Origin of the sequence: Catellatospora sp. NPDC049133 (genome assembly GCF_040648455.1) — a bacterium.
Classification (GTDB): domain Bacteria; phylum Actinomycetota; class Actinomycetes; order Mycobacteriales; family Micromonosporaceae; genus Catellatospora; species Catellatospora aurea.
Genome location: NZ_JBEZDT010000066.1, coordinates 1 through 21986, shown reverse-complemented (window position 1 = coordinate 21986; position 21986 = coordinate 1). Strand labels below are relative to the sequence as shown.

Here is a 21986-nt window from a genome sequence, read left to right as displayed (position 1 = left end):
CCCCATGCTCACCGTCTACACGTCGTTTCCGACGGACCCGGATCTGCCTCCGGAGGAGTACCGGCGCACACTGCTGGACAAGTGCCGGTGGATCGAGGAGGCGGGCTGCCGGGGCGTGCTCGTGCACACCGACAACCGCAGCGTCGACCCATGGTCGGCCGCCCAGTTCCTGCTGGAGAACACCGAACGCCTGGTGCCGCTGATCGCGGTCAACCCCGTGTACACGCACCCGTTCGCCGCGGCGAGGGCGATCGCCACGATCGGCTACCTGTACCACCGCCAGGTCGATTTGAACCTGGTCAGCGGTGGTTTCCCCAGCCATCTTAAGGAACTCGGGTGCCGTCTCGACCACGACGAACGCTACGACCGGATCACCGAGTACGCGCAGATCATCACGCGTCTGCTGTCCGACGACGCGACGGTCTCCCACGCGGGCGAGCACTACACCGTCAAGGGCGCGATGCTCGGCATGCGGTTCGACCCCGAGCTGATGCCGAGGATCTACGTCTCCGGTGGGTCCGAGGCGAGCCTGGAAGCCAGGCGCCGGCTGGGTGCGGGCTGGCTGACGTACCCGCGGCTGCTGGGCCGCTACGGCGACAGCGGCGTGCTCCAGGGCGGCGGGGTCCGGTTCGGGATCATCGCCCGTCCGACCTCCGAGGAGGCCTGGGCGCTCGCGCACGCCAGGTTCCCGCACGACGAGGACGGCGAGCAGCTGCACGACTGGGTCGCGCAGCAGGCGGAGTCGCGCTGGCACCGCAACCTCGCCGACGACGTACGGCGGACCGGGGTCCTCGACCAGGTCTACTGGCTCTACCCGTTCCGGGCGTACCACACCTTCTGCCCGTACCTGGTCGGTGACTACGACGAGGTCGCCGCCGCACTCGCCGAGTACTTCAACGCGGGCGTGAACACCATCATCCTCAACACCCCCGAGGATCCCGAGGACCTGGACCACATCCTGTTCGCGCTTCGGCGGGCGCGCGCCGCGGTCTGAGCGGTGATCGGCCGCCGTACCTGCGAGAGATCATGCCGCGTGGGTGAAGCTCGTGATCTTTGAGTGCAGTTGCCAGCCGAGGCCCTCGTAGAGCGCACGTCCTTCCTCTGTCCCATGGAGTACGGCGCTCACCGCCCCCTGGTCCATGGCCGCGGCGGTCAGTGCGTTCATCACCGCTGTGCCCAGACCACGGCGCTGATGCGCGGGTTCGGTGCCGACGCGATCCACGACGGCGATACCGTCCACGACTGCGGCATATCCAGCCGCGACGACCTCGCTCTCGGCATGCACACGCACGTTGATGACACCCGCGTCGACCGTGATGCTGAGGTCGTACCCGGCGGGGACACTCGACGGCATCCGCCGCAGCGTGGTCGTCATGATCGGCTCCGGCGGCGTGCTCTGCCAGGCCGGCCCGAGCAGGGCCGCTGCCGCATCTTCGGCGGCGGCGACGATGACCACCCCGTGCGGAGCGGACGCGACATCCGCCGCGCTGCGCACGGCGTCAAGGTCGTCGCGAAACACCAGACAGCGGGCGCGGGTCTTCGGCCGGACCTCGTCGATCCGCAGGCCCCACGTGGTCTCGACGGGCACGGAGTTGCGTCTGACCGCGGCCAGACCCTTTGCCCAGCCGCGGAGTACTTCTGTCACTTCATTCGAGATCATCCGCACGAGACTACGCGTAGGCCAGAGGTCCAACGCTACCGACTTTCACGTACCTCGCCTGACTCGACCACCATGCCAGTCGACATGCAACCAGCTGAGATGCAACATGAGTGCATGCAGCTGTCCGGAGACCGAATCGTCGCCCCGAGAAACCTCATGATCCGAGAGATCATGGTCAACCGTAGCTGCCTGACCATCACCCTTGAGGAAGCGCTGTTCCTGCGCCAAGGCGAGACGTTGTGGCTGGACGGCTCGGAGCCCGTCGTCGAACGACTCGACGGCACCACGGTGCGCCCCCGTTCCGGCTCGGCGGGGGCTTGAGCCGGCGGACCCGCACATCCACGCGGGCTGGCTTCGACCGCCAGGTCGGCAAGTTGCTCTCGGAGACGCTACCGTGCGGCCATGGTATTGGCCGGGCGACCGCAGCTGGACTGCATGATCTGCGACAAGCATCGGGGCGACGGGCCCTTGGCCGGGCCGACCGTCTGGGAGGACGAGCACTTGGTGATCTCCCACCGCCCGGCAGGGGAAGACGGCACGACCGTACTCGGCTACCTGTACGTGGAGAGCCGCCGTCACGTGCCCTACCTGGCCGACCTCACGGACAGCGAGGCTGAGGCGATCGGTCGTGCGGTTCGGCGAGCAGCGCTGGGATTGCGGACGGAGTTGTCAGCGGACTTCGTGTTCTCCGCGATCGCCGGGATGAGTCACGCGCACTTCCATCAACATGTGTTCGTCCGCCATACCGGCACACCAGCCGAGTACGGCTGGATGTCCGGCGATCAATGGCACGATGCACCCCGCGGCACGGCAGCGGCGGTGGTAGGACTGTGCAGCAGACTACGGCCCTACCTCGACGAAGGCTCGGCTCCGGAACGAACTTCATGAGCGGACGTCGAGACGGAACCTAGTCCTTGGCGTGGTCGAGCAGCCGCTGCACGTCCTTCACATCGAACGGCGGGTCCCAGCCCAGGATGATGTGCGTGGCCCCGGCGGCCAGATAGGCCTCGTGGCCGTCGATCTCGTCGGGTCCGATCATCGTCGTGCGCTCGATCTCGGCCGGGTCGCGTCCCACCTTCGCGCACCACTGGTCGAGGACCGCGTTCTTGTGCGCGAAGCGCTCGGGAGAGCCGAAGTCGTTCCACATGTCGGCCCGCTCGGCGACGATGCGCAGCGTCACCTTCTCGCCGCCGCCGCCGATCAGCAGCGGGATCGCCGGCGCGGGCGGGTTGAGCCGCGGCAGCCGCTGCTGGATGCGCCGGGTGGCCGCCTCCAGGCCGTGCAGCCGGCCGGGGGCGGTGCCGAAGTCGTACCCGAACTCGGTGTAGTCGCGTTCGAACCATCCCGCGCCCAGCCCGACGACCAGCCGCCCGCCGCTGAGCTGGTCGACGGTGCCGGCCATCGCGGCGACCAGGTCCGGATTGCGGTAGCCGTGGCAGCTGACCAGGGGACCGAACTGGACCCGGCTGGTGTCGGCGGCGATCGCGGCGAGCATCGTCCAGCATTCGTAGTGCGCGCCGTCGGGGTCGCCGTAGAGCGGGTAGAAGTGGTCCCAGTTCCAGACCGAGTCCACCCCCAGGTCCTCGGCCGTCTGCCACGCCTCTCGCAGCTGCTCCATCGAGCAGTGCTGCGGCCTGATCTGCACCCCGACCTTGAACCTGGCCATGCGCTCCACCTCCACCGGGCAGCCGTCGCCGAACAGTTCCGTTCAGCCGTTACAGTGTCCATTCCACACAGGTCTGCGGCACCTTCTGGAATGCTTTTCCGAGACCGTCGGCAAAGGCCTTGCGGCACGTTAGAAGAAGTGTTTTGGAAGCGCTGTGGATACGCTCGTACAAGCGCCGTGAATGATCGGCGTCATCGGTGCGTGAGAGTGCCGGTGTACATATCTCCCATTCTGTGGAGGCCCGCGATGGGTAAATGTCCGATCGTGCTGGACCGGACCGGTAAAGACATCCACGCCGAGGCGGCCCGGATCCGGGCCGAAGGGCCGGTGACCCGGGTAGAGGTGCCCGGTGGTTACCTGGCCTGGTCGGTGACCAACTACACGGTGGGCAGGCAGATCCTGGCCGACCCGCGATTCTCCAAGAACGCCAGGGAGCACTGGCCGGCGCTGATCAACGGCGAGGTTCCGCCGGACTGGGAGCTCATCACCTGGGTGATGATGGACAACGTCACGACCCGTGAGGGCGCCGACCACGACCGCCTGCGCAAACTGGTCGCGCACGCATTCGCCCCTCGGCAGGTGGAGGCCGCCCGCGGCCACATCGAGAAGCTGGTGGCGGGCCTGCTCGACGACCTGGAGCGGGTGCCGCCCGGCGAGGTCGTGGACATCAAAGGCCAGTTCACCTACCTGCTGACCGCACTTGTCATCTGCGACCTGTTCGGGGTGCCGCCGCAGGCACGCGACAGAATGCTGCAGGGCGCGGTCACCAACAGCAAGACGACCAACACGCGCGAGGAGTCCGGGGCCAACCTGCACCAGTGGCACGAGGCCATGGAGGAGCTCGTCGCGGAGAAGAAGGCCAACCCGGGCACGGACCTCACCAGCGTGCTGGTCCAGGCCAAGGAAGACGGCTCGATGATGACCAACGACGAGCTGGTGGGCACGCTGCACGTCATGCTCGGCGCCGGCTCGGAGACGCTGGGCAATGTGATGTCCCACCTCGTCGTCGATCTGCTGGAAAACCCGCAGCAGCTGGAGCTGGTTCGCAGCGGGCAGTACACCTGGCAGGACGCGTTCAACGAGGCGTTGCGCAAGGATGCGGCCATCGCGCAGCTGCCGTTCCGCTACGCCACCGAGGACGCCGAGGTCGCCGGGGTGCATATCGCCAAGGGGGACCTGGTGCTGATCGCCTACGCCGGCATCGGCCGCGACCCCGAGCTGCACGGCGAGACCGCGGACCAGTTCGACCTCACCCGCCCCGACAAGACCAACCTGGCCTTCGGCCACGGCCCGCACTACTGCCTGGGCCGGTCGCTTGCCACCATGCAGGCGATGATCGCCATGCCGGCGCTGTTCGAGCGCTTCCCCAACATGCGGCTGGCCGTTCCGGTGTCCGAGATTCCGCCACAGGGCACCTTCATCATGAACGGCTACGGCAGCGTCCCGGTGTACCTCAATGCTCCGGTGCCCGCGCTCGCCTGACCGCCGCCACCGCGCCCCGGCCCCCCGCCAGGTGCCGGGGCGCAACCATGTGCGGCGTCGGCCGATGTCGAGGGCGGGCCCGTCGGCTCCGACTACCCGATGGAGGCGCCCGACCGGGCGACTCGTGGAGAGGAGCGGAAATGGTGCCACAGGTCGTTTCACCGCAGGAGTGGCTGGCGGCCCGCAAGGAGCTGCGCAACCGCGAAGGTGAGCTGCTCAAGGTCCGTGACGAGGTCAACGCCGCCCGCCTGCAGATGCCGGCGGTGGTGGTCGACAAGGAATACGTCTTCGAGGGACCGGCGGGCAAGGCGACGCTGATCGACCTGTTCGAGGGGCGGGGTCAGCTCATCGTGCAGCACTTCATGTTCGACCCGGGGTGGGACGAGGGCTGCCGGCACTGCTCGATGCTCAGCGACGGCATCGGCGACACCTCTCACCTGCACGCCCTGGACACGACGCTGGCCATCGTGTCGCGCGCGCCGTACTCGAAGATCGGCCCCTTCCACCAGCGCATGGGCTGGCAGGTGCCGTGGTATTCGTCCTACGACAGCATGTTCAACTACGACTACCACGCCACGCTCGACAAGTCGATCACCCCGGTGGAGTACGACTATCAGGACGAGGACACGCTCGCCGCGCACGGCAACTGGTTCACCGAGGGTGAGGCGGGCGGCATGAGCGTCTTCCTGCGCGACGGAGACCGCGTGCTGCACACCTACTCGTGCTACGGCGACGGCATCGACGTGTTCCACAACACGTTCAACTTCCTGGACCTGACGCCGAGTGGCCGCCCGGCCGAGCGGCCGTGGCTGCGCCACCACGACCGCTACCGGCAGTAGGCGCTGTCCGGGGCGGCCGGCTGGGCGCGTACAAGCGTACGCCGCCACCGTCGGTGGCGGCGTACGCGTGCCGGAGCGAGCTAGCCGGCGACGGCGGCCCGGTAGTAGTCGAGCACGGACGGGTGGACCGGCTTCCAGCCCAGCTCCCGGCGGGTCTTGTCGGCGCTGACGATGTGGTCCATCAGGTACAGCTCTTCGATGACCCGGATCTCCTCGGGCGCTTCGCGGTCGGCCGGCCAGCACACCGCGTGACCGCCCGCGACGGCTGCGACCAGCTCGTCTATGGCGACGTTGTCGGTGACGGCGTTCCAGGCCGTGCCCGGTGCGGCCTGCTGCGCGACGAGGACGTACAGGTCGGCCAGGTCCTCGACGTGCACGGCCGGCCAGTGGATGCCGCGGCGGCCCAGGTACACCCCGGCCCCGACGCGCTCCTGCAGCGGCACCAGCATGTCCTGCACCACGCCGCCGCCGTTGCCGTAGATCAGGCCCGGCCGCACCAGGATGCCGCCGCCGGCCAGGACACGCCGCTCCACGTCGGCGCGCCAGGCGACCACCGCGGGCGGGACGGGCACGGTGTCCTCGTGGGTCTGGCCCGGGCCGAGCACGTCCGCGCCGGACGTGTGGATCAGCCGGGCGCCGGTGTCCATGATCGCCTCGGCGCCGACGCTCTCCAGATCGCCTTCGATCCGGCCGACCTGCACCACGATGTCGAACCCTTGGGCGGCGGCCGCCAGCGAGGGCGGGTCGGCCAGGTCGCCCGGCACCGGGCGGTACTCCGGTGGAACCGGCTTGCCGCCGGGACGCTGCAGGGCGGCGACCCGGTATCCGGCGCGGGCCAGCGCGGCGGCCGCGTAGCCGCCCGCGTAACCCGTCGCGCCGATGACCAGGACATCGGTCTCGTGCGGGTCCTTGAAGTTCACGGTGTCTCCGTTCTGTAGAGGGCCGGCCGGATCGCGGTTCACCGCACCGGTTGCAGGCCCTGGCCGGTGAGCAGGTAGGCAGAGGCGTCACCGGCGGCGGTCCCCGCCGCCAGGCGCCGCAGCGCGGCCCCGGCGAGCTGCGGGGTCAACGCGGGGCCGAGCCGGGTCTGGAACTCCTCGACGCTGATCCCGGCCCGCTCGGCGTACGCCTCGACCGCGGGCCGGCCCAGCGCAGTCTCGCCGGTGAGCTGCGGCAGCACGGTCGTGACGGTGAGACCGAGACCGGCGCGAGCCGACTCCTCGGCGGCGTAGTCGGCCAGGAACCGCACGGTGGCCTTCGCTCCGGCATAACCGCCGCTGATCGGCGAGCCGCGCAGCGCGGCGCCGCTGCTGACGACGATGACGCGGCTGCCGGGCCGCAGCGGCCGCAGCAGCGCCTCGCGCAGCCACGTGTAGGCGATACGCACGTCGCTGTGCCAATTGACGGAGAACGTCTCCCAGGTCTGGTGGGTCAGCGGCCGCAGCACCGGCTGCGCCCCCGCGACCAGCACCAGCACGTCCGGATCGTGGCGTTTGAGCAGGTCGGCGGCGCGCCCGGGATCGGCGGCGTCGGCGGCCTCCACGGTCAGCTCCGGCCGCTGCCCGGCCGGCGCGCGCAGCGACGAGGTGTCACGGGCCAGCGCGATCACCCGCGCCCCGGCGTCGAGGAAGGCGTCGACGGCGCCACGGCCCAGGCCGCGGCTGGCGCCGATGACGAACACGGTCTGTCCAGACAGGTCTTCCATGGGATGTCGCCTCGCCATTTCGCATACGGGATCCGCTATCGGCCACGCCCACTCTACGCAGCGGTCCGTGCGATTCTTCTTCCATATTGCGCACTGTCGCCATGCGCTTTCGAACCCCTTTTCCGGCCTGTGCCGGCCCGCTAGCGTGGCATTCGCCCCGGGCGCTCGGAGTTGCTGTTCGCAGGCCCGGAACGACACGCCTTGCGCGCTTTCGCATTGCTGCGGCGAATGACCTTCGCGAGCGAAATCGCCATGCCCAGGAGGAGGAATCCGTGCAAGCGACTCAAGCACCACAGCGCACCGAACTGGCCCGGCGGGCGGCGGATCTCGTGCCGCTGCTGCGCAAGAACAGCCTCTGGCAGGAGCAGAACCGCCGCCTGTCCGACGAGAGCGTCGAGGCGATGACGGCGGCCGGGATCTTCCGGATGCGCACCCCGGCCCGCTACGGCGGTTACGAGTCCGACGCGCACACGATGGTCGACGTCGGCATCGAACTGGGCCGCGGCGACGGTGCATGCGCCTTCGACGTCGCCGCCTGGTGGATCACGTCGTGGAACGTCGGGCTGTTCCCCGACGAGGTGCAGGACGAGGTCTTCGCCGACCCCGACACGCGTATCGCCGGCACGCTGGCACTCAACGGCACCGGCGTCGCACGGCCCGGCGGCCTCGTCGTCAACGGGCAGTGGGCCTTCAACAGCGGCGCCGCGCACAGCAAGTACAAACTGCTGTCCACCCTGATGATCCCGGCCGAGGGCGAGCCGGAGCCCGTGATGGCCGTGGTGCCGATGAAGTCACTGCGGCTCATCGACGACTGGGAGGTCTCCGCACTGTCGGGCACGGGCAGCGTGTCGGCCGCGGCCGAGGACCTGTTCGTGCCGATGAGCCACGTCATGCGCATCGCCGCGTTCACCGCGGGGGAGTACGGCTCGAAGCTCAACATCGACCTGCCGATGTTCCGCGCCCCGCTGGTCGGTGCGGTGGCCGCGTCGACCGCGGGCAAGATGATCGGCATGGCCCGCGCGGCCTCCGAGCACTTCTACGACCGCATCAACCGCCGCCCGATCGCCAACACCACCTACGAGCGGCAGGCCGACGCGCCGATCACCCACCTGCAGGCGGCCGACGCGGCCCTCAAGATCGACGAAGCGGAAGGGCACGCCCGGCGCATCGCGACCATGGTGGACGAGAAAGGCCTGACCGGGCAGGAGTGGACGCTGCAGGAGCGGGCGTTCGCGCGCGCGGTCGGCGGCCGGGTGCCGCAGCTGACCGCCGAGGCGGTCGACCTGCTCGCCGGCGGGCTGGGCGCGTCCTCGATCTACCTCAACGACCCGGTCCAGCGCATCCGCCGCGACGTGCGTGCGGTGACCCTGCATGCGCTGCACCTGCCCACCACCACGCTGGAGCTGTACGGCCGGGTGCTGTGCGGCCTGGAGCCCAACACCTTCTTCGTCTGAGCCACGACGCCCCGCGGCGGGCGGCCCCGGTGACCGGGGCCGCCCGCCGCGGTCGGCTGTGGATCTCACATGCGGAGCTCGGACGGGTCCAGCACCGGGCGCAGCTCGACGCCGCCGGCCCGCACGTCCGGGAAACGCCGCGCCAGCTCCAGCGCCCGCTCCGGCGTCGCGCAGTCGAGCACGAAATAGCCGGCCAGATGCTCCTTGACGTCGGCGAACGGCCCGTCGGTCGCGGCCAGTACCCCTTCGCGCATACGCAGGGCGATGCTGTGCGCCGGGTCGCCCAGCGCCGCCGAGTCCACCAGCTCGCCGGTCTCGGCCAGCTCCTTGAGCAGCGTCTGGAACTCGCTGGTCCGTTCGGCGCGCTCCTGCTCGGACAGCGGCCCGCTCTGGAGAAACATCGGATGCTGCCACGCGGTCGGGTTGTTGTAGATGAGCACCACGTACTTCATGCGCTGGATCTCCGGTCACGTCGATGAGCCGGCACGGGGAGCCGCCCACCCGAGCCTAGCCCGGCCCACCGCGCCAGGACGTCTTCCATGACGGCGTGTCGGTCCACTGATATCGAACACTGTCACTTTGGGCCGGGCGCGGCCCGCATGTCGAAATCCGCCACCGCGGCGACGACTCATCTATGGCGGCGCGATCGGGCGCCGCCGCGCAACGAGCAACAACTGAGCCCGCAGGCCGGCCGCAGGCCGGCCCGTCGCACCCAGGAGAGTCCGCCGTGCTGAAGTGCAGCGTCATCATCCCCACATACAACCGCAGACACCTGCTGCGCCGTACCCTCGATTCGCTCACCCGGCAGGACCTGCCCAGTACCGAGTACGAAGTGCTCGTCTGCGACGACGGCTCCGACGACGGCACCGCCGAGCTGGTCGCCGACTATGCGGACCGGATCGACGTCCGCCACTTCTACCAGCAGGACCTCGGATCGCGGGTCGCCGCCGCGCGCAACATGGGGATCGCCGCCGCCCGCGCCGAGTTGTGCGTGTTCATCGACGACGGCGTCGTGGCCGGATCCGGCTGCCTGCGTGCACACGTCGCCGTACACGAGGCGGCCGACGGCCCGCTCGCGCTGATCGGCTACGTGTGGGCCTACACCCCGCGCCATGACGTCAGCGCCGAGGACAGCGCACACATGCAGCAGATCCTCGACGAGGCCGACGACGACGCGCTCATCGGCTGGCTGCGCGCCGAGGGCAGGCTGCCCGACCTGCGCGAGGAGTACTACGCCAAGTACGGCGACGACTTCGGCGACGAGCCCGCACCGTGGTCGATCTTCTGGACCTGCAACGTGTCCGCCCCCACCACGCTCATCCGCGAGGTCGGCGGGTTCGACGAGTCGTTCCGCGCCTGGGGCGGCGAGGACTGCGACCTGGGCTACCGGCTGCACCGCGCAGGTGCCTACTTCGCCCTCAGCCGCGACGCCGCCGCGGTGCACCTGCCGCACCCCGCGGCCAGCAAGAGCGGTGAAGGCGACAACTACGACTACATGGCCGACAAGTACCGCACCCCGATCATGGAGCTGATGCGCAGGTTCACCAGCATGGAGGTGCACCCCTTCAACATCAACGACGTCATCAAGGCCGAGAACCTGCCCAGCTGCGCCGAGTACGAGCGGCAGGTGACAGCCCGATGAGGTGGCTCGCCCGACGGACCGCGGAGCGGTGGGAGATCGTCAAGCTGGCCCGGCACGCCGGCTTCGGCCTGATCTGCGTGCTGACCGCGGTCAACCTCGTGCTCGGCGTGCTGCCCGTGGTGTTCGTCATCGCCACCAGCGTGATGCTCGGCAAGGTGCCCCAAGCCGTCGACGCCGGCCTGGACTCACCCGAATGGACGTCGCTGGTCCAGGCGTTCCTGATCGGCGCCGCAGCCTTCGTCGGCCAGCAACTGCTCGCCCCCGTGGTCACGCTGCTGCGCGAGCTGGCCGCCCGCCGCGTCGACGGCGTGCTGTTCCGCGCACTGATGCACGCGTCGCTGCGCAGCCCCGGCATCAGCCCGCTGGAGGACCAGGCCACCCTCGACGACCTGCGCAACGCCGCACGCGAGCTGGAGTTCGGCTTCCGCAGCCCCGGCCAGGCCGTGCCCGGCCTGCTGTCCCTGGTGGCCAGATACGTCTCACTGGCCGGCTACGCGGCCGTGGTCGGCTACGCCTTCTCCTGGCTCGCCGCCGCCGGGCTGGTCACAGCGGTGCTGCTGTTCCGCTACGGCCAGCGCGGCGGCCTGCGCAAGTACGTCAAGGTGCGGTTCGCCTCGGCGGGCGCGTCGCGCAGGCTCGACTACGTCCGCGGCCTGGCCGTCGACAGCGCGGCCGGCAAGGAGATCCGGGTGTTCGGGCTGGTCGGATGGCTGCGCGAGCAGCTCGCCGACGCGTACTCGGGCCTGCTGGCGCCGGTGCGGGCGGCGCGGCGCAAGGCGTACCTGTGGCCGTTCGTGTGGTTCACCCTGTGGGGTGTCGTCGTGGCCGTCGCGGTCTTCGCGGGGCTCGGCGCGACCGCCGCCGACGGCGTCACGCTCACCGCGTTCGTGCTGGTGGTGCAGGCCGTACTGGGCGCGCTGCGGCTGTCGGAGCATTACGCCGAAGCCGACACCCAGACCTGCGTGGGCATGTACGGCTACCGGGCGTTCCAGCAGTTCGTGGCCCGTATCGACGCCACGGTGCCGGACACGGACGCCACCGGCGACACCTCTCCGGCCCCGGAACCGGTCTCCGAGATCCGGTTCGCCGACGTCAGCTTCCGCTACCCGGGTCAGGACCGGCCGATCCTGTCCGGGCTGAACCTCACCATCCCCGTCGGCAAGTGCACGGCCCTGGTCGGCGTCAACGGCGCAGGCAAGACCACCATCGTGAAACTGCTGGCCCGCCTGTACGAACCGGACACCGGCGCGATCCTGGCCGACGGCGTCGACATCCGCGCCTACAGCGTCGACCAGTGGCGGGCCCGGCTCGGCATCATCTTCCAGGACTTCGCCCGGTTCGAGGCGTCGATCGCCGACAACATCACCTTCGGGGCCGTGGCGGCGCAGTCCGACCACGCCGGGGCACGCAGCGCCGCCGAGGCGGTCGGGCTCGGCGACCTGCTCGCCCAGCTGCCGCACGGGCTGGACACGCCGCTGGCCCGGCACCTCACCGGCGGGGTGGATTTGTCCGGCGGGCAGTGGCAGCGCGTCGCGCTGGCACGGGCGCTGTTCGCGCTGCGCCACGGCGCGCCCGTGGTCGTGCTGGACGAGCCGACCGCCAGCCTCGACGTGCGCGCCGAGGCACAGTTCTTCGACGAGTTCGCCGGACTCACCCAGGGGGCGACCACCTTGCTGATCTCACACCGGTTCTCCAGCGTGCGCCGCGCCGACAACATCGTGGTGCTGTCCGACGGAGGCGTGCTGGAACAGGGCTCACACGAGCAGCTGATGGCGCTCGGCGGCCGCTACCAGGAGCTGTTCACCCTGCAGGCCGACCGGTTCGTCGACGCGGAGGTGGACGCATGATCGAGGCGATCCGCGGTTCCGGGCACCTGCTGGCGACGGCCTGGCGGATGGACCGCCGCCGCGCCGTGGTCTCCGTCGTGCTCATGCTCGCCGGCGCGCTGGCCGCACCGCTGATGGCCTACGTGCTGGGCCGGATGACCGGGCAGGTGCTCGGCGGCCACGCGGCCGGCGCGATCCGCAGCGGTGTGCTCGTGGCGGTGCTGGCCATCGCGATGCTGACCTTCTCCCACTTCGCCCACATCGCGTACTTCGAACTGGCGGAGATGGCCGAGCAGGACTTCGACGAGCAGCTGATGGCTGTGTCGAACGGCTCACCGGGCATCGAGCACCACGAGCGGCCCGAACTCGCCGACGAGATCACGGTGCTGCGCCAGGAGGGGCGGCAGCTCGAAGGCGCCATGGACGCCCTGATGAACGGGCTCGGCCTGGTCCTGGCGATGGCCGTCACCGGTGTGCTGCTGGCCCGGGTCAACCCGCTGCTGCTGCTCCTGCCGCTGGCGGCGCTGCCCCCGCTGGTCGCGGGCCGGGCCGCCGAACGGATCCGGGACCGGGCCCGCACGGCGACCGCCGAGCCGACCCGCGTCGCGCTGAACCTGTTCCACCTGTCCACGTCGGCGACGGTCGCCGGCGAGCTGCGGGTGTTCCAGCTCAGCCGCGACCTGGTCGCCCGCCACGAGCGGCAATGGGCACAGGCCACCAAGGGCCTGGCCCGGGGCCACTTCGTCGCCACCGTGGTCCATTCGGTGGGGCAGGTCGTGTTCGCGCTGGCCTACGTCGCCGCGGTGCTGCTGGTCGTCCGCGACGCGATGAGCGGCCGCGGCGGCGTCGGCGACGTCGTCCTCGTGATCGTGCTGGCCGTCCAGGTGAACCAGCAGGTGACCACGGCGGTCACCCTGCTGCAGACCCTGCAGCGGATGTCCGGCGCGTTCACCCGGCTGCGGCGGCTGCGGGACGAGGTCGCCGTGCCGGACCTCGGCGCTGACACGCCCGACCTGCCCGAGCGACTGCAAACCGGCATCACCCTGCGCGACGTGTCGTTCGCGTACCACGGCACGGCACGGCAGGTGCTGCACGGTGTCGACCTCACCATCCCGGCGGGTGCGCGAGTGGCCGTCGTGGGGGAGAACGGCGCGGGCAAGTCGACTCTGGTCAAGCTCCTGTGCGGGTTCTACCAGCCGACCAGCGGGCAGGTGCTGGTCGACGGTGTCGACCTCGCGCACGTGTCGCCGCAGCGGTGGCGCGAGCGGATCTCGGCCGGGTTCCAGGACTTCGCACGCTACGAGCTGGCCCTGCGGCGCAACGTCGGCCTCGGCGACCTGCCGCACGCCGACTCCGAACCGCACGTACGCGACGCCCTGGACCGCGCACAGGCCACCGCTGTGGCCGACGAGCTGCCCGACGGCCTGGACACCCAGCTCGGCCGCAGCTGGACCGACGGGCAGGAGCTGTCGGGCGGCCAGTGGCAGCGGCTCGCGCTGGGCCGGGCGATGATGCGCGGCGAGCCGCTGCTGCTGGTGCTGGACGAACCCGCGTCGGCGCTGGACCCGGCCGCCGAACACGCACTGTTCGAACGCTTCGCCGAACAGGCCGGTCGGGTGTCGCGCGCATCGGGAGCCATCACCCTGTTCGTGTCGCACCGGTTCTCGACGGTGCGGATGGCCGATCTGATCATCGTGCTGCACGACGGCGAGGTGGCCGAGATCGGCGACCACGCGGCGCTGGTGACGGCCGGGGGACTTTACGCGGAACTGTTCGCGCTGCAGGCCCGCGCCTACAGCTGACCGGCAGACCAGGGGCCGCCGCAGCCGGCGGCGGCCCCTCGCCGGTGGTCAGCCTGCTGTCATGCCGGGGCCGAGCAGCTCGACCTTGCGGCCGATACGGTGCGCCTCGGTCATGACGTGCTCACCCCAGGTGTCCCACAGCCCGGACAGCCGGGACGTGACCAGCACCGTGTCGACCGACTGGTCCTCCAGCAGGGTGCGCACGCCCACCGCGTGCAGTGCCGTGTGGGCGGTGCCCGCGGTGGCCCGCCGCACCAGCGCGGCGTCGAAGTCGGCCACGACCGATGGCGGCAGTTGCGGCGGCAGCACCGCGCCCGCGCCGAACACCGCGATCCGCTCACCGGCCCCGATCCGCGCCACCGCCTGCGCGAGCTCGTCGGCGACGTCGACGTCGGCGACCTGCTCCGACCAGCTCTGCAGCTCCAGCCAGGTCGGCTCCCACCGCCAGTACTCGTCGTCGGCGCAGAGGACGTAGCCGATCTCGATCACGGGCTCGGGATACTTGCGCAGGAACTTGAACGTGTTCACGACCATCTCCGGCCACCGCTTGGACATGTCGCGCTCGTGCGGCCACTCGATGATCCAGGCGTCGGTCGCGAAGTGCATGGAGATCCCGGCACGCTGGAGCTTGAATCCCATCTCCAGGTCCTCGCAGCCCCAGCCGGTCATATCCTCGTCGAAGCCGCCTACCGCATGGAAGTCCTCGGCCCGCATCGAGCAGTTGAGGGCGAAGAACAGCTGCCAGGGCAGCGGCATCGCGTCGAAGGCGAAATCCCAGGCGGCCAGCGGCTCGTGGCGGATGTCGCGGAAGGCGGGCAGGTCCCGGTACTTGGCCAGGACCTGCTCCGGGTGCATCGCGGCCAGATCCCGGTCCAATCCCTCCAGCGCCGGATACCGCGGGTCGTAGCCCCAGGCGTAACCGCAGACGGTGCGCCGCTGCGGGACGTCGTGCGCGATCAGGTGGCGCTCCACCAGGTCAGGCGCGATCATCCCACCGCCGTCGAGGAAGATCAGCAGGTCGGCCTCGGCGAGCTTGGCGGCGTTGTTGCGGGCGAGGCTGACCCGGTCGCCGAGGTCCTCCTGGAACCAGTACTTCAGGCGCAGCCGCTCGGTGAACGCGGCGGCCACCTCGGCCGTGTCGTCGGCGGATCCGTCGTCGGAGACGATGACCTCGAACTCCGCCACCGGCAGGGTCTGCCGGGTGAGCTGTTCCAGCATCAGGCGCAGCAGGTCCGCGCGATTGTAGGTGGGGATGATGACCGACGCCCTCAGCGTCGGTGCACTGTCGGCCATGTCGTTGCCTTCCTCGTCCGGCCGCCCGACCGCCGTCATCGTTGAGCGGCGGCGGCGGCGTACGTGTTCGGGAGTGCGCAGGTTCAGGCGGGCTGGCCGAAACCGGTGATGCGGTGCAGCAGGTGGCCGTCCGGGCGGTGGTGCGTGCGGGCGTGGTAGACGCAGCCGTCGTCGCCACGGCGGAACAGGCTGATCGCGGTGGCGGACAGTCCTGCATCCGGCCCGGTGTGGAAGTCCGCGGTGAAGTCGCCGCGGCACGAGTACCACGCGGCCGGTTCCGGCTGTGGCAGCGGCCCGGCGACGACGACGGCGAAGGCCGTGTGCCGCGGCGGACGCAGCCGGCTGAGGCAGTCCAGGACGAGCAGTCCGGCCCGGACGTCGCGGCCGCGGTCCGGACCCAGCACGACGTGGTACACGACCAGCCACGACCGGCCCCCGAACAGGTCGGCAAGGCGCACCAGGCCGCACGGTCCGGCCAGTTCGTATACCCGGTCGACCCGGACCATCTGCGGCCCGGTGCCGTCCGCGTCGTCGGGATACTGCCGCACAGTCGACCTCCCGTGGCGATGGCGTCTGCGGGAGCCGGACGTTCCGGCTCGTTCCACCCGTGGACGGCATGCGCCGCCCATAGGTGAGTCGCAGCAGAAGACCGCCGCTACGACATCGGCGGCGTGCCGGTTTCGCCGTCGGCGCGGCCGTGCGATCCGCACGGCGCGATAACCTGGCGGTGCCCTGGACGTCGAGGTCCGGCAGCGATGTCGAACCCGAGCCCGGCTGCTCCGACTCACTTGCAGAAGGGCGCCGCGCCGGCGCCCGGGCGGAGGGGTTGTGTGAGGTATGTCCTGCTGATCCACAGTGATCTCGAGAGCTGGGTGCACCCGATGTTCCTGCCGTGCAGTCCGGACGCGGACCGGTGCGACGCCCGCACCGCGGCGTTCGACCTGCTGCTACGGGAGATCACGGAGTCTGGAGAGCTCGTCGCCGCCGCGGCTCTGGCCGATCCGGTCACCAGCAAGACCGTGCGCCGGCACGGCGAGGTGGCGCTGGCCGTCGACGGTCCCGCAGCTCCTGCCCTCAGCCACCTTGCGGGCTTCCTGGTCGTCGACGTCGACAGCGCACAGCGCGCCCTGGAGGTCGCCTCCCGGCTGTCCGCGGCCGACAGCCCGGTCGAGATCCGACCCGTGATGGGTTTGTCCGGCATGGAGATGTGACTCATGGAAGACCTGCTGCGAGGGCTGGTTCCGCGGGTACTCGGCGTGCTCGTGCGCCGCTATGGCTCCTTCGACGCCTGCGAGGACGCGGTGCAGGAGGCGCTGCTGGCGGCCGTGGTGCAGTGGCCGCAGCAGGGCCTGCCCGACCACCCCATGGCCTGGCTGATCACCGTCGCCTCGCGCCGCCTGATGGACCTGCGCCGCAGCGAGGCGGCCCGCCAGCAACGGGAGCTCACCGCGGCGGGCTTCCTGTCCGCCGACGAGCTGGTGGTGCCCGGCCCCGGCGACGCGGACGGCGGCGACGACACGCTGGCGCTACTGCTGCTGTGCTGCCACCCCGCGCTGACGCCCGACTCGCAGATGGCCCTGACGCTGCGGGCCGTCGGCGGCCTGACCACCGGGCAGATCGCCAGCGCGTTCCTGGTCCCCGAGGCGACCATGGGCCAGCGGATCAGCCGCGCCAAGCAGCGGATCAAATCGGCCGGCGGAGAGTTCCGGATGCCCACAGGACGCGACCTGCACGACCGCATGCAGGTGGTCCTGCACGTCCTCTATCTGATCTTCAACGAGGGGTACACCGCCACGTCCGGCACCGAGCTGCAGCGCGCCGAACTGACCGGGGAGGCCGTCCGGCTCACCCGGCAGCTGCACCGGCTGCTGAGCCGCGACGGCGAGGTGGCGGGGCTGCTGGCCCTGATGCTCCTGATCGAGGCGCGCCAGCCGGCCCGCACCGGGCCCGGGGGAGTGCTGGTCCCGCTGGCCGAGCAGGACCGCACCCGGTGGCGCAGGGATCTCATCACCGAGGGCACCGAACTGGTGACCCGCAGCCTGGCCCGCAACCCGGTCGGGCCCTACCAGCTGCAAGCCGCGATCGCCGCCCTGCACGACGAGGCGGACAAGGCGGCCGACACCGACTGGCCGCAGATCCTCGTGCTGTACGGAATGCTCGAGCAGGTGTGGCCGAACCCGATGGTGCGCCTGAACCGGGCCGTCGCCGTGGGCATGGTGCACGGGCCGGGGGCAGGGCTGGACCTGCTCGCCGCACTCGACGGCGACGACCGGCTCGCCGGCGGGCACCGGCTGCTGGCGGTGCGGGCGCACCTGCTGGAGATGGCCGGTGACGGCGCCGCCGCGCTCGCCGAGTACGAGGCCGCCGCCCGCCGGGCCACCAGCCTGCCGGAGCGGCGGTACCTGGAGGCCCGGGCGGGGCGGCTGGCGGGCTGAGCCTGCTCAGCGGCCGCCGCGCAGCACCCGCGCGATGATGCGGGGGTGCATCAGCGCGGTCGGCGGGTCGACCAGCCCGGCCGAGCGCAGGAACGCCGCCGACAGCCGCCCGTCGTGCACGGCCGCTGCCTGCAGCCGCGGGATGTAGAGGTTGCCCAGCCGGGTCTGCAGGGTGCGGCGGCCCTCCACACCCGGGAAGCCGAGGTCGGCACCGGCCGACATCGTCCACGGGGCGTCGATCACCTTGGCCAGGTCGCGGAAGTACGCGCGCGGCTGCGGTTCCCCGTCGCGCACGTGTGCGGCCAGCACCGTGGTCTCGATCGCGGCGACGGTCATCCCCTGGCCGTACACGGGGTTGAACACGCAGGCGGCGTCACCGATGACGAGCAGCCCCTCGGGCAGCTGCGGCATCGCCTCGTAGTGGCGCCGGACGCTGGCCGGGAAGCGGAACGTCTGCGGGCTGCCCATCGGCTCGGCGTCACGTACGGCTTTGTAGACGTCGGGCACCGGCAGCGACTTCACGTACTCCATGAACCCGTCGATGTCGGTGGGCGGCCGGTCGCCGAGGATCCCGGTCAGCGACACGGCGTAGCGGTCGGGCAGCCGCGCGAAGATCGCCCCGCGGGGCATGGCCGGGGTCGCCACCGGCAGCAGGGCGATGTCGTCGCCGATCGGGTCGTAGCTCAGCGGGCCCTTGAAGTCGCAGGTCGTGTAGGTCAGGTCCATCTTGACGCGTTCCTCGGGCACCGGGGCGTAGCCCAGTTCCTGCAGCCAGCGAGCGGTACGTGAACCGCGGCCGGTGGCGTCGACGACCAGGTCCGCGGCCAGGGTCTCGGGCTGGTCGGCGTCGTGGCCCTGCACCCGCACCCCGGTGATCCGCCCGGTGGCGGCGACGAGGCCGACGATGTCGGTGCGCTGGCGATAGGTGACGTTGGGCAGGGCGCGGACCCTGGCGCGCAGGCGGGCCTCCAGCAGCGGGCGGCCGGCGGCGACGCAGACCAGCCCGGTCTCGGCTTTTTCGATCATCTCCCCGTTGAAGTACCAGCTGAGGCTGGTGCCGAAGTCGCCGACCGGGACGCCCTCGGCGACCAGCGAGCCGGTGAGGCCGGGGAACAGTTCCTCCAGGATCTGCTGCCCGCGGGCCAGCAGCGCGTGGATGTGGTGACCCTGCGGCACGGCGTGCCTCGGGTCGGCGTCGTCGAGCAGCACGTCGCGGTCGACGACGGTGACGGTGGAGTAGGTGTCGGCGAGCACACGGGCTGCCAGGGTCCCGGCGATGCTGCCGCCGAGCACCACCGCGTGACCGCGCCTAAGGCCATCCATGTCCATGACTCCCTTGGTGAGGGTTCGGAGGTCGCATATGGACAAAGATGCTAGTGGCGCAAGCGGCCAAGATTTCTTTCATAATGCTGTATATACGCAGGTCAGGAAGATGCTCGGGGATCGGGTCCGGGGTTACGGTGAGGCCGCCGAGCGCTGTTGACCCCCGGGCCCGGCACCGCCGTCGACCGCATCACGCGGCCTCCGCGCGCTCCGGAGCGCGACGGCCGGTGCCGATCTCTGTCGCAAGGAGTGCTGAATGGTCCCGTACCGCATCGACATCCCGCAGGAAGCCCTCGACGACCTGAACCGGCGGCTGGCCGCCACCCGCTGGCCCGGCGAGATGCCCGGAGCCGGCTGGGAGCGCGGCGTGCCCGCCGACTACCTGCGCGAGCTGGCCGAGTACTGGCGCACCCGCTACGACTGGCGCGCCGCCGAGGCCGAGCTCAACCGGTTCCCGCAGTTCACCACCGAGATCGACGGGGCGAACGTGCACTTCGTCCACGTGCGCTCGCCCGAGCCGGACGCCGTTCCGATGATCGTCACGCACGGCTGGCCCGGCTCGTTCGTGGAGTACCTGGACGTGATCGGGCCGCTGACCGACCCGCGCGCCCACGGCGGCGACCCGGCCGACGCGTTCCACCTCGTCATCCCCACCCTGCCCGGATTCGGCCTGTCCGGTCCGCTGCGCGAGCCGGGCTGGAGCATGCCGCGGGTGGCCGGGGCCTGGGCGCAGCTGATGGCGCGGCTGGGCTACGACCGCTACCTCGCCCAGGGCGGCGACTTCGGGGCCTGGATCACGATGATGCTGGCCGGCATGGACCACCAGCACGTGCTGGGCGGGCACCTGAACTTCCTGCCGACCCCGCCCAGCGGCGACCCCGCGGACATGGCCGCGCTGACCGAGGTGGAGCTGGGCCGGCTGGGCCGGCTCGGGCGCTTCGCCACCGAACTGGCCGGCTACATGCACATCCAGGCCACCAGGCCGCAGACCCTCGCCTACGGTCTGAACGACTCACCGGTCGGGCAGCTCGCCTGGATCGTGGAGAAGTTCAAGGACTGGACCGACTCGGCCAAGGCGCCGGAGGACGCCGTCGACCGTGACCGGTTGCTCACCAACGTCATGCTCTACTGGCTCACCTCCACCGGCGCGTCCTCCGCCCACTTCTACTACGACAACGCGCCGCTGCTGCCGATCGCCTCACCGCCCCCGCCGCCGCCCCCGCCGCTGCCGGTGCCGTTCGGCGTCGCGGTGTTCCCGCAGGACCCGGCGCAGCCGATCCGGCGCTTCGCCGAGCGGGGACTGACCAACATCGTGCAGTGGAGCGAGTTCGACCGAGGCGGGCACTTCCCGGCGTTCGAAGTGCCGGAGCTGTTCGTCGGCGACCTGCGGTCGTTCGCCGCCAAGTTGCGCCCGTGAGTCCGGCGGGCCGGGGCGAACCCCCGGCCCGCCCCGACCTGGGGAAGCCGCAATCTCGAAGATGCGGGCACTGGCCGGCTCTGACAAAGTCGGGTGCCCGGCCCACAGTCGGGCCACTACCTCGGGAGGAACAGTGGGGCTCGCCGTGCAGCGCTCGCCCGCCAGCGTCGATCGCAGACGAAAGGGGGACGCCGCCGGTTCACCGGCCGGCCGGGTCGCAGTCCGTTGACCCGTCGGACGCGGGCACAGCCGCGGTCCGTCCTCGCCGCTCTGCAGTGCCGTCCGCTGCTGCCGTGCACCTACTCCATACCCGTGCTGATCACGATGATCGCAGCCGGCGACCTGCGCACCGCGCTCGCGGCGTGGTTGCAGATGTGCTGACCGGATCAGAGGTCGCCGAAACCGTACGCCCCGACCACCGTCGACCGGGTGAACTGCGGCGGGGCGACGCAGCGCGACGCGATGCCCTGCTGGAAACGCTGGAACGCCGCCGTCTCGGCGAGGGCGTTGGAGCCCTCCGGCGCGACGAGCACGTGCATGAAGTCGGCACCGTCACCGAGCCGGAACGTCGCATAACGCAGCCCGTCGGGCTTGCTCTCGGCCAACTCGGCGAAGACCTCCTCGGCAAGGCGCGCGTTCTCGTCGGCGACCTCGGGCCGCGTGCTGTAACGGATGACCATGGCGGTGCGCATGTGCTCCCTTTCCTGGGCGGTCACTGTCCACGGTCCCGCGCGGGCGGCACACGGCGCATCTTCGGTGTTGCGCGATGTGTGGCAGCCCGGCTGACCTGCGGTTTTTGTGTCGTACGGTGCGGCAGTCTCGAAGGTGCGCGGTTGATCGGCCACGCCGGACGATTAATGGACGATTGTCCATGATGAAAAGGGAGTGCGCCATGACCACGACGACCCCCGCACCGGTCGCCAGCCCGGCCGAGCAGGCCGCGATCGCCGCCGTCCCGGCCAAGATGGTGGCAGCCTGGGCCGCCAACGACGCCGACGCCTTCGCCGACCTGTTCGCCGAGGACGGCACGATGATCCTGCCCGGCCTGTACCAGAAGGGCCGCGACGCGATCCGTGCCTACATGGCCGCCGAGTACCAGGGCCGCTACCAGGGCACCACGGTCACCGGTCAGCCGATCGACATCAAGCCGCTGGCTCCGGGCGCGGTCGCGTTGCTGACACAGGGCGGTGTCATCGCCAAGGGGGCCACCGAGCTCGCCGCCGCCGACACCATCCGGGCGTCGTGGATCCTGGTGCGCCAGGGCGGCGGGTGGCGCATCGCGGTCTACCAGAACTGCCCGCGCGACGAGAACTGATCCTGGCTCCTGGCGTGGGGGGGGGGGGGCGGGGCGGGGCGGGCCGGCGCCCCGCGGGGGCGACCGCCCCCGCGCTCGAGCGCGGCCGGCGGGGGGGGGGGGGGCGCGGGGGGGCGCCGGGGGCGGG

General features: G+C 70.9%; 22 protein-coding genes. 13 read left to right on the top strand and 9 right to left on the bottom strand.

The window, feature by feature from the left end:
* Nucleotides 1–4: 4 nt before the first annotated feature.
* Entirely contained in the window at nt 5–994 is a 990-nt protein-coding gene (locus AB0B35_RS41030) for an LLM class flavin-dependent oxidoreductase (protein WP_361056990.1), read from the top strand.
* Between the two features lie 30 nt (nt 995–1024).
* On the opposite strand, the gene AB0B35_RS41025 is transcribed toward AB0B35_RS41030, so the two are convergent.
* Nucleotides 1025–1660, bottom strand: coding sequence for a GNAT family N-acetyltransferase (locus tag AB0B35_RS41025; RefSeq protein ID WP_361056988.1), 636 nt, complete (start codon nt 1658–1660; stop codon nt 1025–1027).
* A gap of 114 nt (nt 1661–1774) precedes the next feature.
* Between AB0B35_RS41025 and AB0B35_RS41020 the strand changes: the two genes are divergently transcribed.
* Both AB0B35_RS41020 and AB0B35_RS41015 read left to right on the top strand, forming a co-directional pair.
* Nucleotides 1775–1981, top strand: coding sequence for a hypothetical protein (locus tag AB0B35_RS41020; RefSeq protein ID WP_361056985.1), 207 nt, complete (start codon nt 1775–1777; stop codon nt 1979–1981).
* An 81-nt stretch (nt 1982–2062) separates the two neighbouring features.
* Nucleotides 2063–2548: a histidine triad (HIT) protein gene (locus AB0B35_RS41015; protein ID WP_361056982.1), complete on the top strand. Its 486-nt coding sequence runs from the start codon at nt 2063–2065 to the stop codon at nt 2546–2548.
* A 19-nt stretch (nt 2549–2567) separates the two neighbouring features.
* Here the strand turns inward: AB0B35_RS41015 and AB0B35_RS41010 are convergent, their stop codons facing one another.
* Complete coding sequence (locus tag AB0B35_RS41010) at nt 2568–3326, bottom strand: LLM class F420-dependent oxidoreductase (protein ID WP_361056979.1); 759 nt, start codon at nt 3324–3326, stop codon at nt 2568–2570.
* Nucleotides 3327–3572: 246 nt separating this feature from the next.
* Between AB0B35_RS41010 and AB0B35_RS41005 the strand changes: the two genes are divergently transcribed.
* Nucleotides 3573–4808, top strand: coding sequence for a cytochrome P450 (locus AB0B35_RS41005; protein ID WP_361056976.1), 1236 nt, complete (start codon nt 3573–3575; stop codon nt 4806–4808).
* Nucleotides 4809–4948: 140 nt separating this feature from the next.
* Nucleotides 4949–5647: a DUF899 domain-containing protein gene (locus AB0B35_RS41000; protein WP_361056973.1), complete on the top strand. Its 699-nt coding sequence runs from the start codon at nt 4949–4951 to the stop codon at nt 5645–5647.
* A gap of 80 nt (nt 5648–5727) precedes the next feature.
* Here AB0B35_RS41000 and AB0B35_RS40995 read toward each other — a convergent pair whose 3' ends face one another.
* Nucleotides 5728–6567, bottom strand: coding sequence for an NAD-dependent epimerase/dehydratase family protein (locus AB0B35_RS40995; protein WP_361056970.1), 840 nt, complete (start codon nt 6565–6567; stop codon nt 5728–5730).
* A 38-nt stretch (nt 6568–6605) separates the two neighbouring features.
* Nucleotides 6606–7352: an SDR family oxidoreductase gene (locus AB0B35_RS40990; protein WP_361056967.1), complete on the bottom strand. Its 747-nt coding sequence runs from the start codon at nt 7350–7352 to the stop codon at nt 6606–6608.
* Nucleotides 7353–7624: 272 nt separating this feature from the next.
* On the opposite strand from AB0B35_RS40990, the gene AB0B35_RS40985 reads away from it, so the two are divergent.
* Nucleotides 7625–8806, top strand: coding sequence for an acyl-CoA dehydrogenase (locus AB0B35_RS40985; RefSeq protein WP_361056964.1), 1182 nt, complete (start codon nt 7625–7627; stop codon nt 8804–8806).
* A 65-nt stretch (nt 8807–8871) separates the two neighbouring features.
* Here the strand turns inward: AB0B35_RS40985 and AB0B35_RS40980 are convergent, their stop codons facing one another.
* Nucleotides 8872–9258 (bottom strand): YciI family protein, encoded by a 387-nt coding sequence (locus tag AB0B35_RS40980; protein ID WP_361056961.1) that lies wholly within the window; start codon nt 9256–9258, stop codon nt 8872–8874.
* 275 nt (nt 9259–9533) lie between these two features.
* Here AB0B35_RS40980 and AB0B35_RS40975 point away from each other — a divergent pair, with 275 nt between their 5' ends.
* The 3 genes from AB0B35_RS40975 to AB0B35_RS40965 are packed head-to-tail and all read left to right on the top strand — an operon-like array spanning nt 9534 to nt 14076.
* Nucleotides 9534–10448: a glycosyltransferase gene (locus AB0B35_RS40975; protein WP_361056958.1), complete on the top strand. Its 915-nt coding sequence runs from the start codon at nt 9534–9536 to the stop codon at nt 10446–10448.
* The gene (locus AB0B35_RS40970) at nt 10445–12295 is read left to right on the top strand and encodes an ABC transporter ATP-binding protein (protein WP_360534441.1); all 1851 of its coding nucleotides are present in this window, start codon (nt 10445–10447) and stop codon (nt 12293–12295) included. The genes AB0B35_RS40975 and AB0B35_RS40970 overlap by 4 nt, the downstream gene beginning before the upstream one ends.
* The gene (locus AB0B35_RS40965; RefSeq protein WP_361056955.1) at nt 12292–14076 is read left to right on the top strand and encodes an ABC transporter ATP-binding protein; all 1785 of its coding nucleotides are present in this window, start codon (nt 12292–12294) and stop codon (nt 14074–14076) included. The genes AB0B35_RS40970 and AB0B35_RS40965 overlap by 4 nt, the downstream gene beginning before the upstream one ends.
* 48 nt (nt 14077–14124) lie before the next feature.
* Here the strand turns inward: AB0B35_RS40965 and AB0B35_RS40960 are convergent, their stop codons facing one another.
* Together AB0B35_RS40960 and AB0B35_RS40955 are read right to left on the bottom strand one after the other, a co-directional pair.
* Nucleotides 14125–15369 carry a glycosyltransferase gene (locus AB0B35_RS40960; protein ID WP_361056952.1) on the bottom strand — a complete coding sequence of 415 codons (1245 nt, stop codon included), beginning with the start codon at nt 15367–15369 and terminating at the stop codon, nt 14125–14127.
* Between the two features lie 83 nt (nt 15370–15452).
* Nucleotides 15453–15917: a DUF899 family protein gene (locus AB0B35_RS40955; RefSeq protein WP_361056949.1), complete on the bottom strand. Its 465-nt coding sequence runs from the start codon at nt 15915–15917 to the stop codon at nt 15453–15455.
* 282 nt (nt 15918–16199) lie between these two features.
* Here AB0B35_RS40955 and AB0B35_RS40950 point away from each other — a divergent pair, with 282 nt between their 5' ends.
* Nucleotides 16200–16580: a YciI family protein gene (locus AB0B35_RS40950; protein ID WP_361056946.1), complete on the top strand. Its 381-nt coding sequence runs from the start codon at nt 16200–16202 to the stop codon at nt 16578–16580.
* Nucleotides 16581–16583: 3 nt separating this feature from the next.
* Nucleotides 16584–17804 (top strand): DUF6596 domain-containing protein, encoded by a 1221-nt coding sequence (locus AB0B35_RS40945; RefSeq protein WP_361056943.1) that lies wholly within the window; start codon nt 16584–16586, stop codon nt 17802–17804.
* Nucleotides 17805–17810: 6 nt separating this feature from the next.
* Here AB0B35_RS40945 and AB0B35_RS40940 read toward each other — a convergent pair whose 3' ends face one another.
* The gene (locus tag AB0B35_RS40940) at nt 17811–19127 is read right to left on the bottom strand and encodes an FAD-binding monooxygenase (RefSeq protein ID WP_361056940.1); all 1317 of its coding nucleotides are present in this window, start codon (nt 19125–19127) and stop codon (nt 17811–17813) included.
* A gap of 256 nt (nt 19128–19383) precedes the next feature.
* Between AB0B35_RS40940 and AB0B35_RS40935 the strand changes: the two genes are divergently transcribed.
* The gene (locus AB0B35_RS40935) at nt 19384–20544 is read left to right on the top strand and encodes an epoxide hydrolase family protein (protein WP_361056937.1); all 1161 of its coding nucleotides are present in this window, start codon (nt 19384–19386) and stop codon (nt 20542–20544) included.
* Between the two features lie 386 nt (nt 20545–20930).
* Here the strand turns inward: AB0B35_RS40935 and AB0B35_RS40930 are convergent, their stop codons facing one another.
* A complete protein-coding gene (locus AB0B35_RS40930; protein ID WP_203698566.1) occupies nt 20931–21236 on the bottom strand; it encodes a hypothetical protein in 306 nt (101 codons plus the stop codon).
* A gap of 200 nt (nt 21237–21436) precedes the next feature.
* Between AB0B35_RS40930 and AB0B35_RS40925 the strand changes: the two genes are divergently transcribed.
* A complete protein-coding gene (locus AB0B35_RS40925; RefSeq protein ID WP_361056934.1) occupies nt 21437–21859 on the top strand; it encodes an SgcJ/EcaC family oxidoreductase in 423 nt (140 codons plus the stop codon).
* The last annotated feature ends 127 nt before the right edge of the window (nt 21860–21986 follow it).

What these genes read in the sequence shown, in the direction of transcription:
- AB0B35_RS41030 (WP_361056990.1), top strand. Translation starts at nt 5, where the DNA reads ATGCTCACCGTCTACACGTCGTTTCCGACGGACCCGGATCTGCCTCCG.
- AB0B35_RS41000 (WP_361056973.1), top strand. Translation starts at nt 4,949, where the DNA reads ATGGTGCCACAGGTCGTTTCACCGCAGGAGTGGCTGGCGGCCCGCAAG.
- AB0B35_RS41005 (WP_361056976.1), top strand. Translation starts at nt 3,573, where the DNA reads ATGGGTAAATGTCCGATCGTGCTGGACCGGACCGGTAAAGACATCCAC.
- AB0B35_RS41010 (WP_361056979.1), bottom strand. Translation starts at nt 3,326, where the DNA reads ATGGCCAGGTTCAAGGTCGGGGTGCAGATCAGGCCGCAGCACTGCTCG.
- AB0B35_RS41025 (WP_361056988.1), bottom strand. Translation starts at nt 1,660, where the DNA reads ATGATCTCGAATGAAGTGACAGAAGTACTCCGCGGCTGGGCAAAGGGT.
- AB0B35_RS40990 (WP_361056967.1), bottom strand. Translation starts at nt 7,352, where the DNA reads ATGGAAGACCTGTCTGGACAGACCGTGTTCGTCATCGGCGCCAGCCGC.
- AB0B35_RS40925 (WP_361056934.1), top strand. Translation starts at nt 21,437, where the DNA reads ATGACCACGACGACCCCCGCACCGGTCGCCAGCCCGGCCGAGCAGGCC.
- AB0B35_RS40965 (WP_361056955.1), top strand. Translation starts at nt 12,292, where the DNA reads ATGATCGAGGCGATCCGCGGTTCCGGGCACCTGCTGGCGACGGCCTGG.
- AB0B35_RS40945 (WP_361056943.1), top strand. Translation starts at nt 16,584, where the DNA reads ATGGAAGACCTGCTGCGAGGGCTGGTTCCGCGGGTACTCGGCGTGCTC.
- AB0B35_RS40935 (WP_361056937.1), top strand. Translation starts at nt 19,384, where the DNA reads ATGGTCCCGTACCGCATCGACATCCCGCAGGAAGCCCTCGACGACCTG.
- AB0B35_RS40970 (WP_360534441.1), top strand. Translation starts at nt 10,445, where the DNA reads ATGAGGTGGCTCGCCCGACGGACCGCGGAGCGGTGGGAGATCGTCAAG.
- AB0B35_RS40960 (WP_361056952.1), bottom strand. Translation starts at nt 15,369, where the DNA reads ATGGCCGACAGTGCACCGACGCTGAGGGCGTCGGTCATCATCCCCACC.
- AB0B35_RS40980 (WP_361056961.1), bottom strand. Translation starts at nt 9,258, where the DNA reads ATGAAGTACGTGGTGCTCATCTACAACAACCCGACCGCGTGGCAGCAT.
- AB0B35_RS41020 (WP_361056985.1), top strand. Translation starts at nt 1,775, where the DNA reads ATGCAGCTGTCCGGAGACCGAATCGTCGCCCCGAGAAACCTCATGATC.
- AB0B35_RS40940 (WP_361056940.1), bottom strand. Translation starts at nt 19,127, where the DNA reads ATGGATGGCCTTAGGCGCGGTCACGCGGTGGTGCTCGGCGGCAGCATC.
- AB0B35_RS40930 (WP_203698566.1), bottom strand. Translation starts at nt 21,236, where the DNA reads ATGCGCACCGCCATGGTCATCCGTTACAGCACGCGGCCCGAGGTCGCC.
- AB0B35_RS41015 (WP_361056982.1), top strand. Translation starts at nt 2,063, where the DNA reads ATGGTATTGGCCGGGCGACCGCAGCTGGACTGCATGATCTGCGACAAG.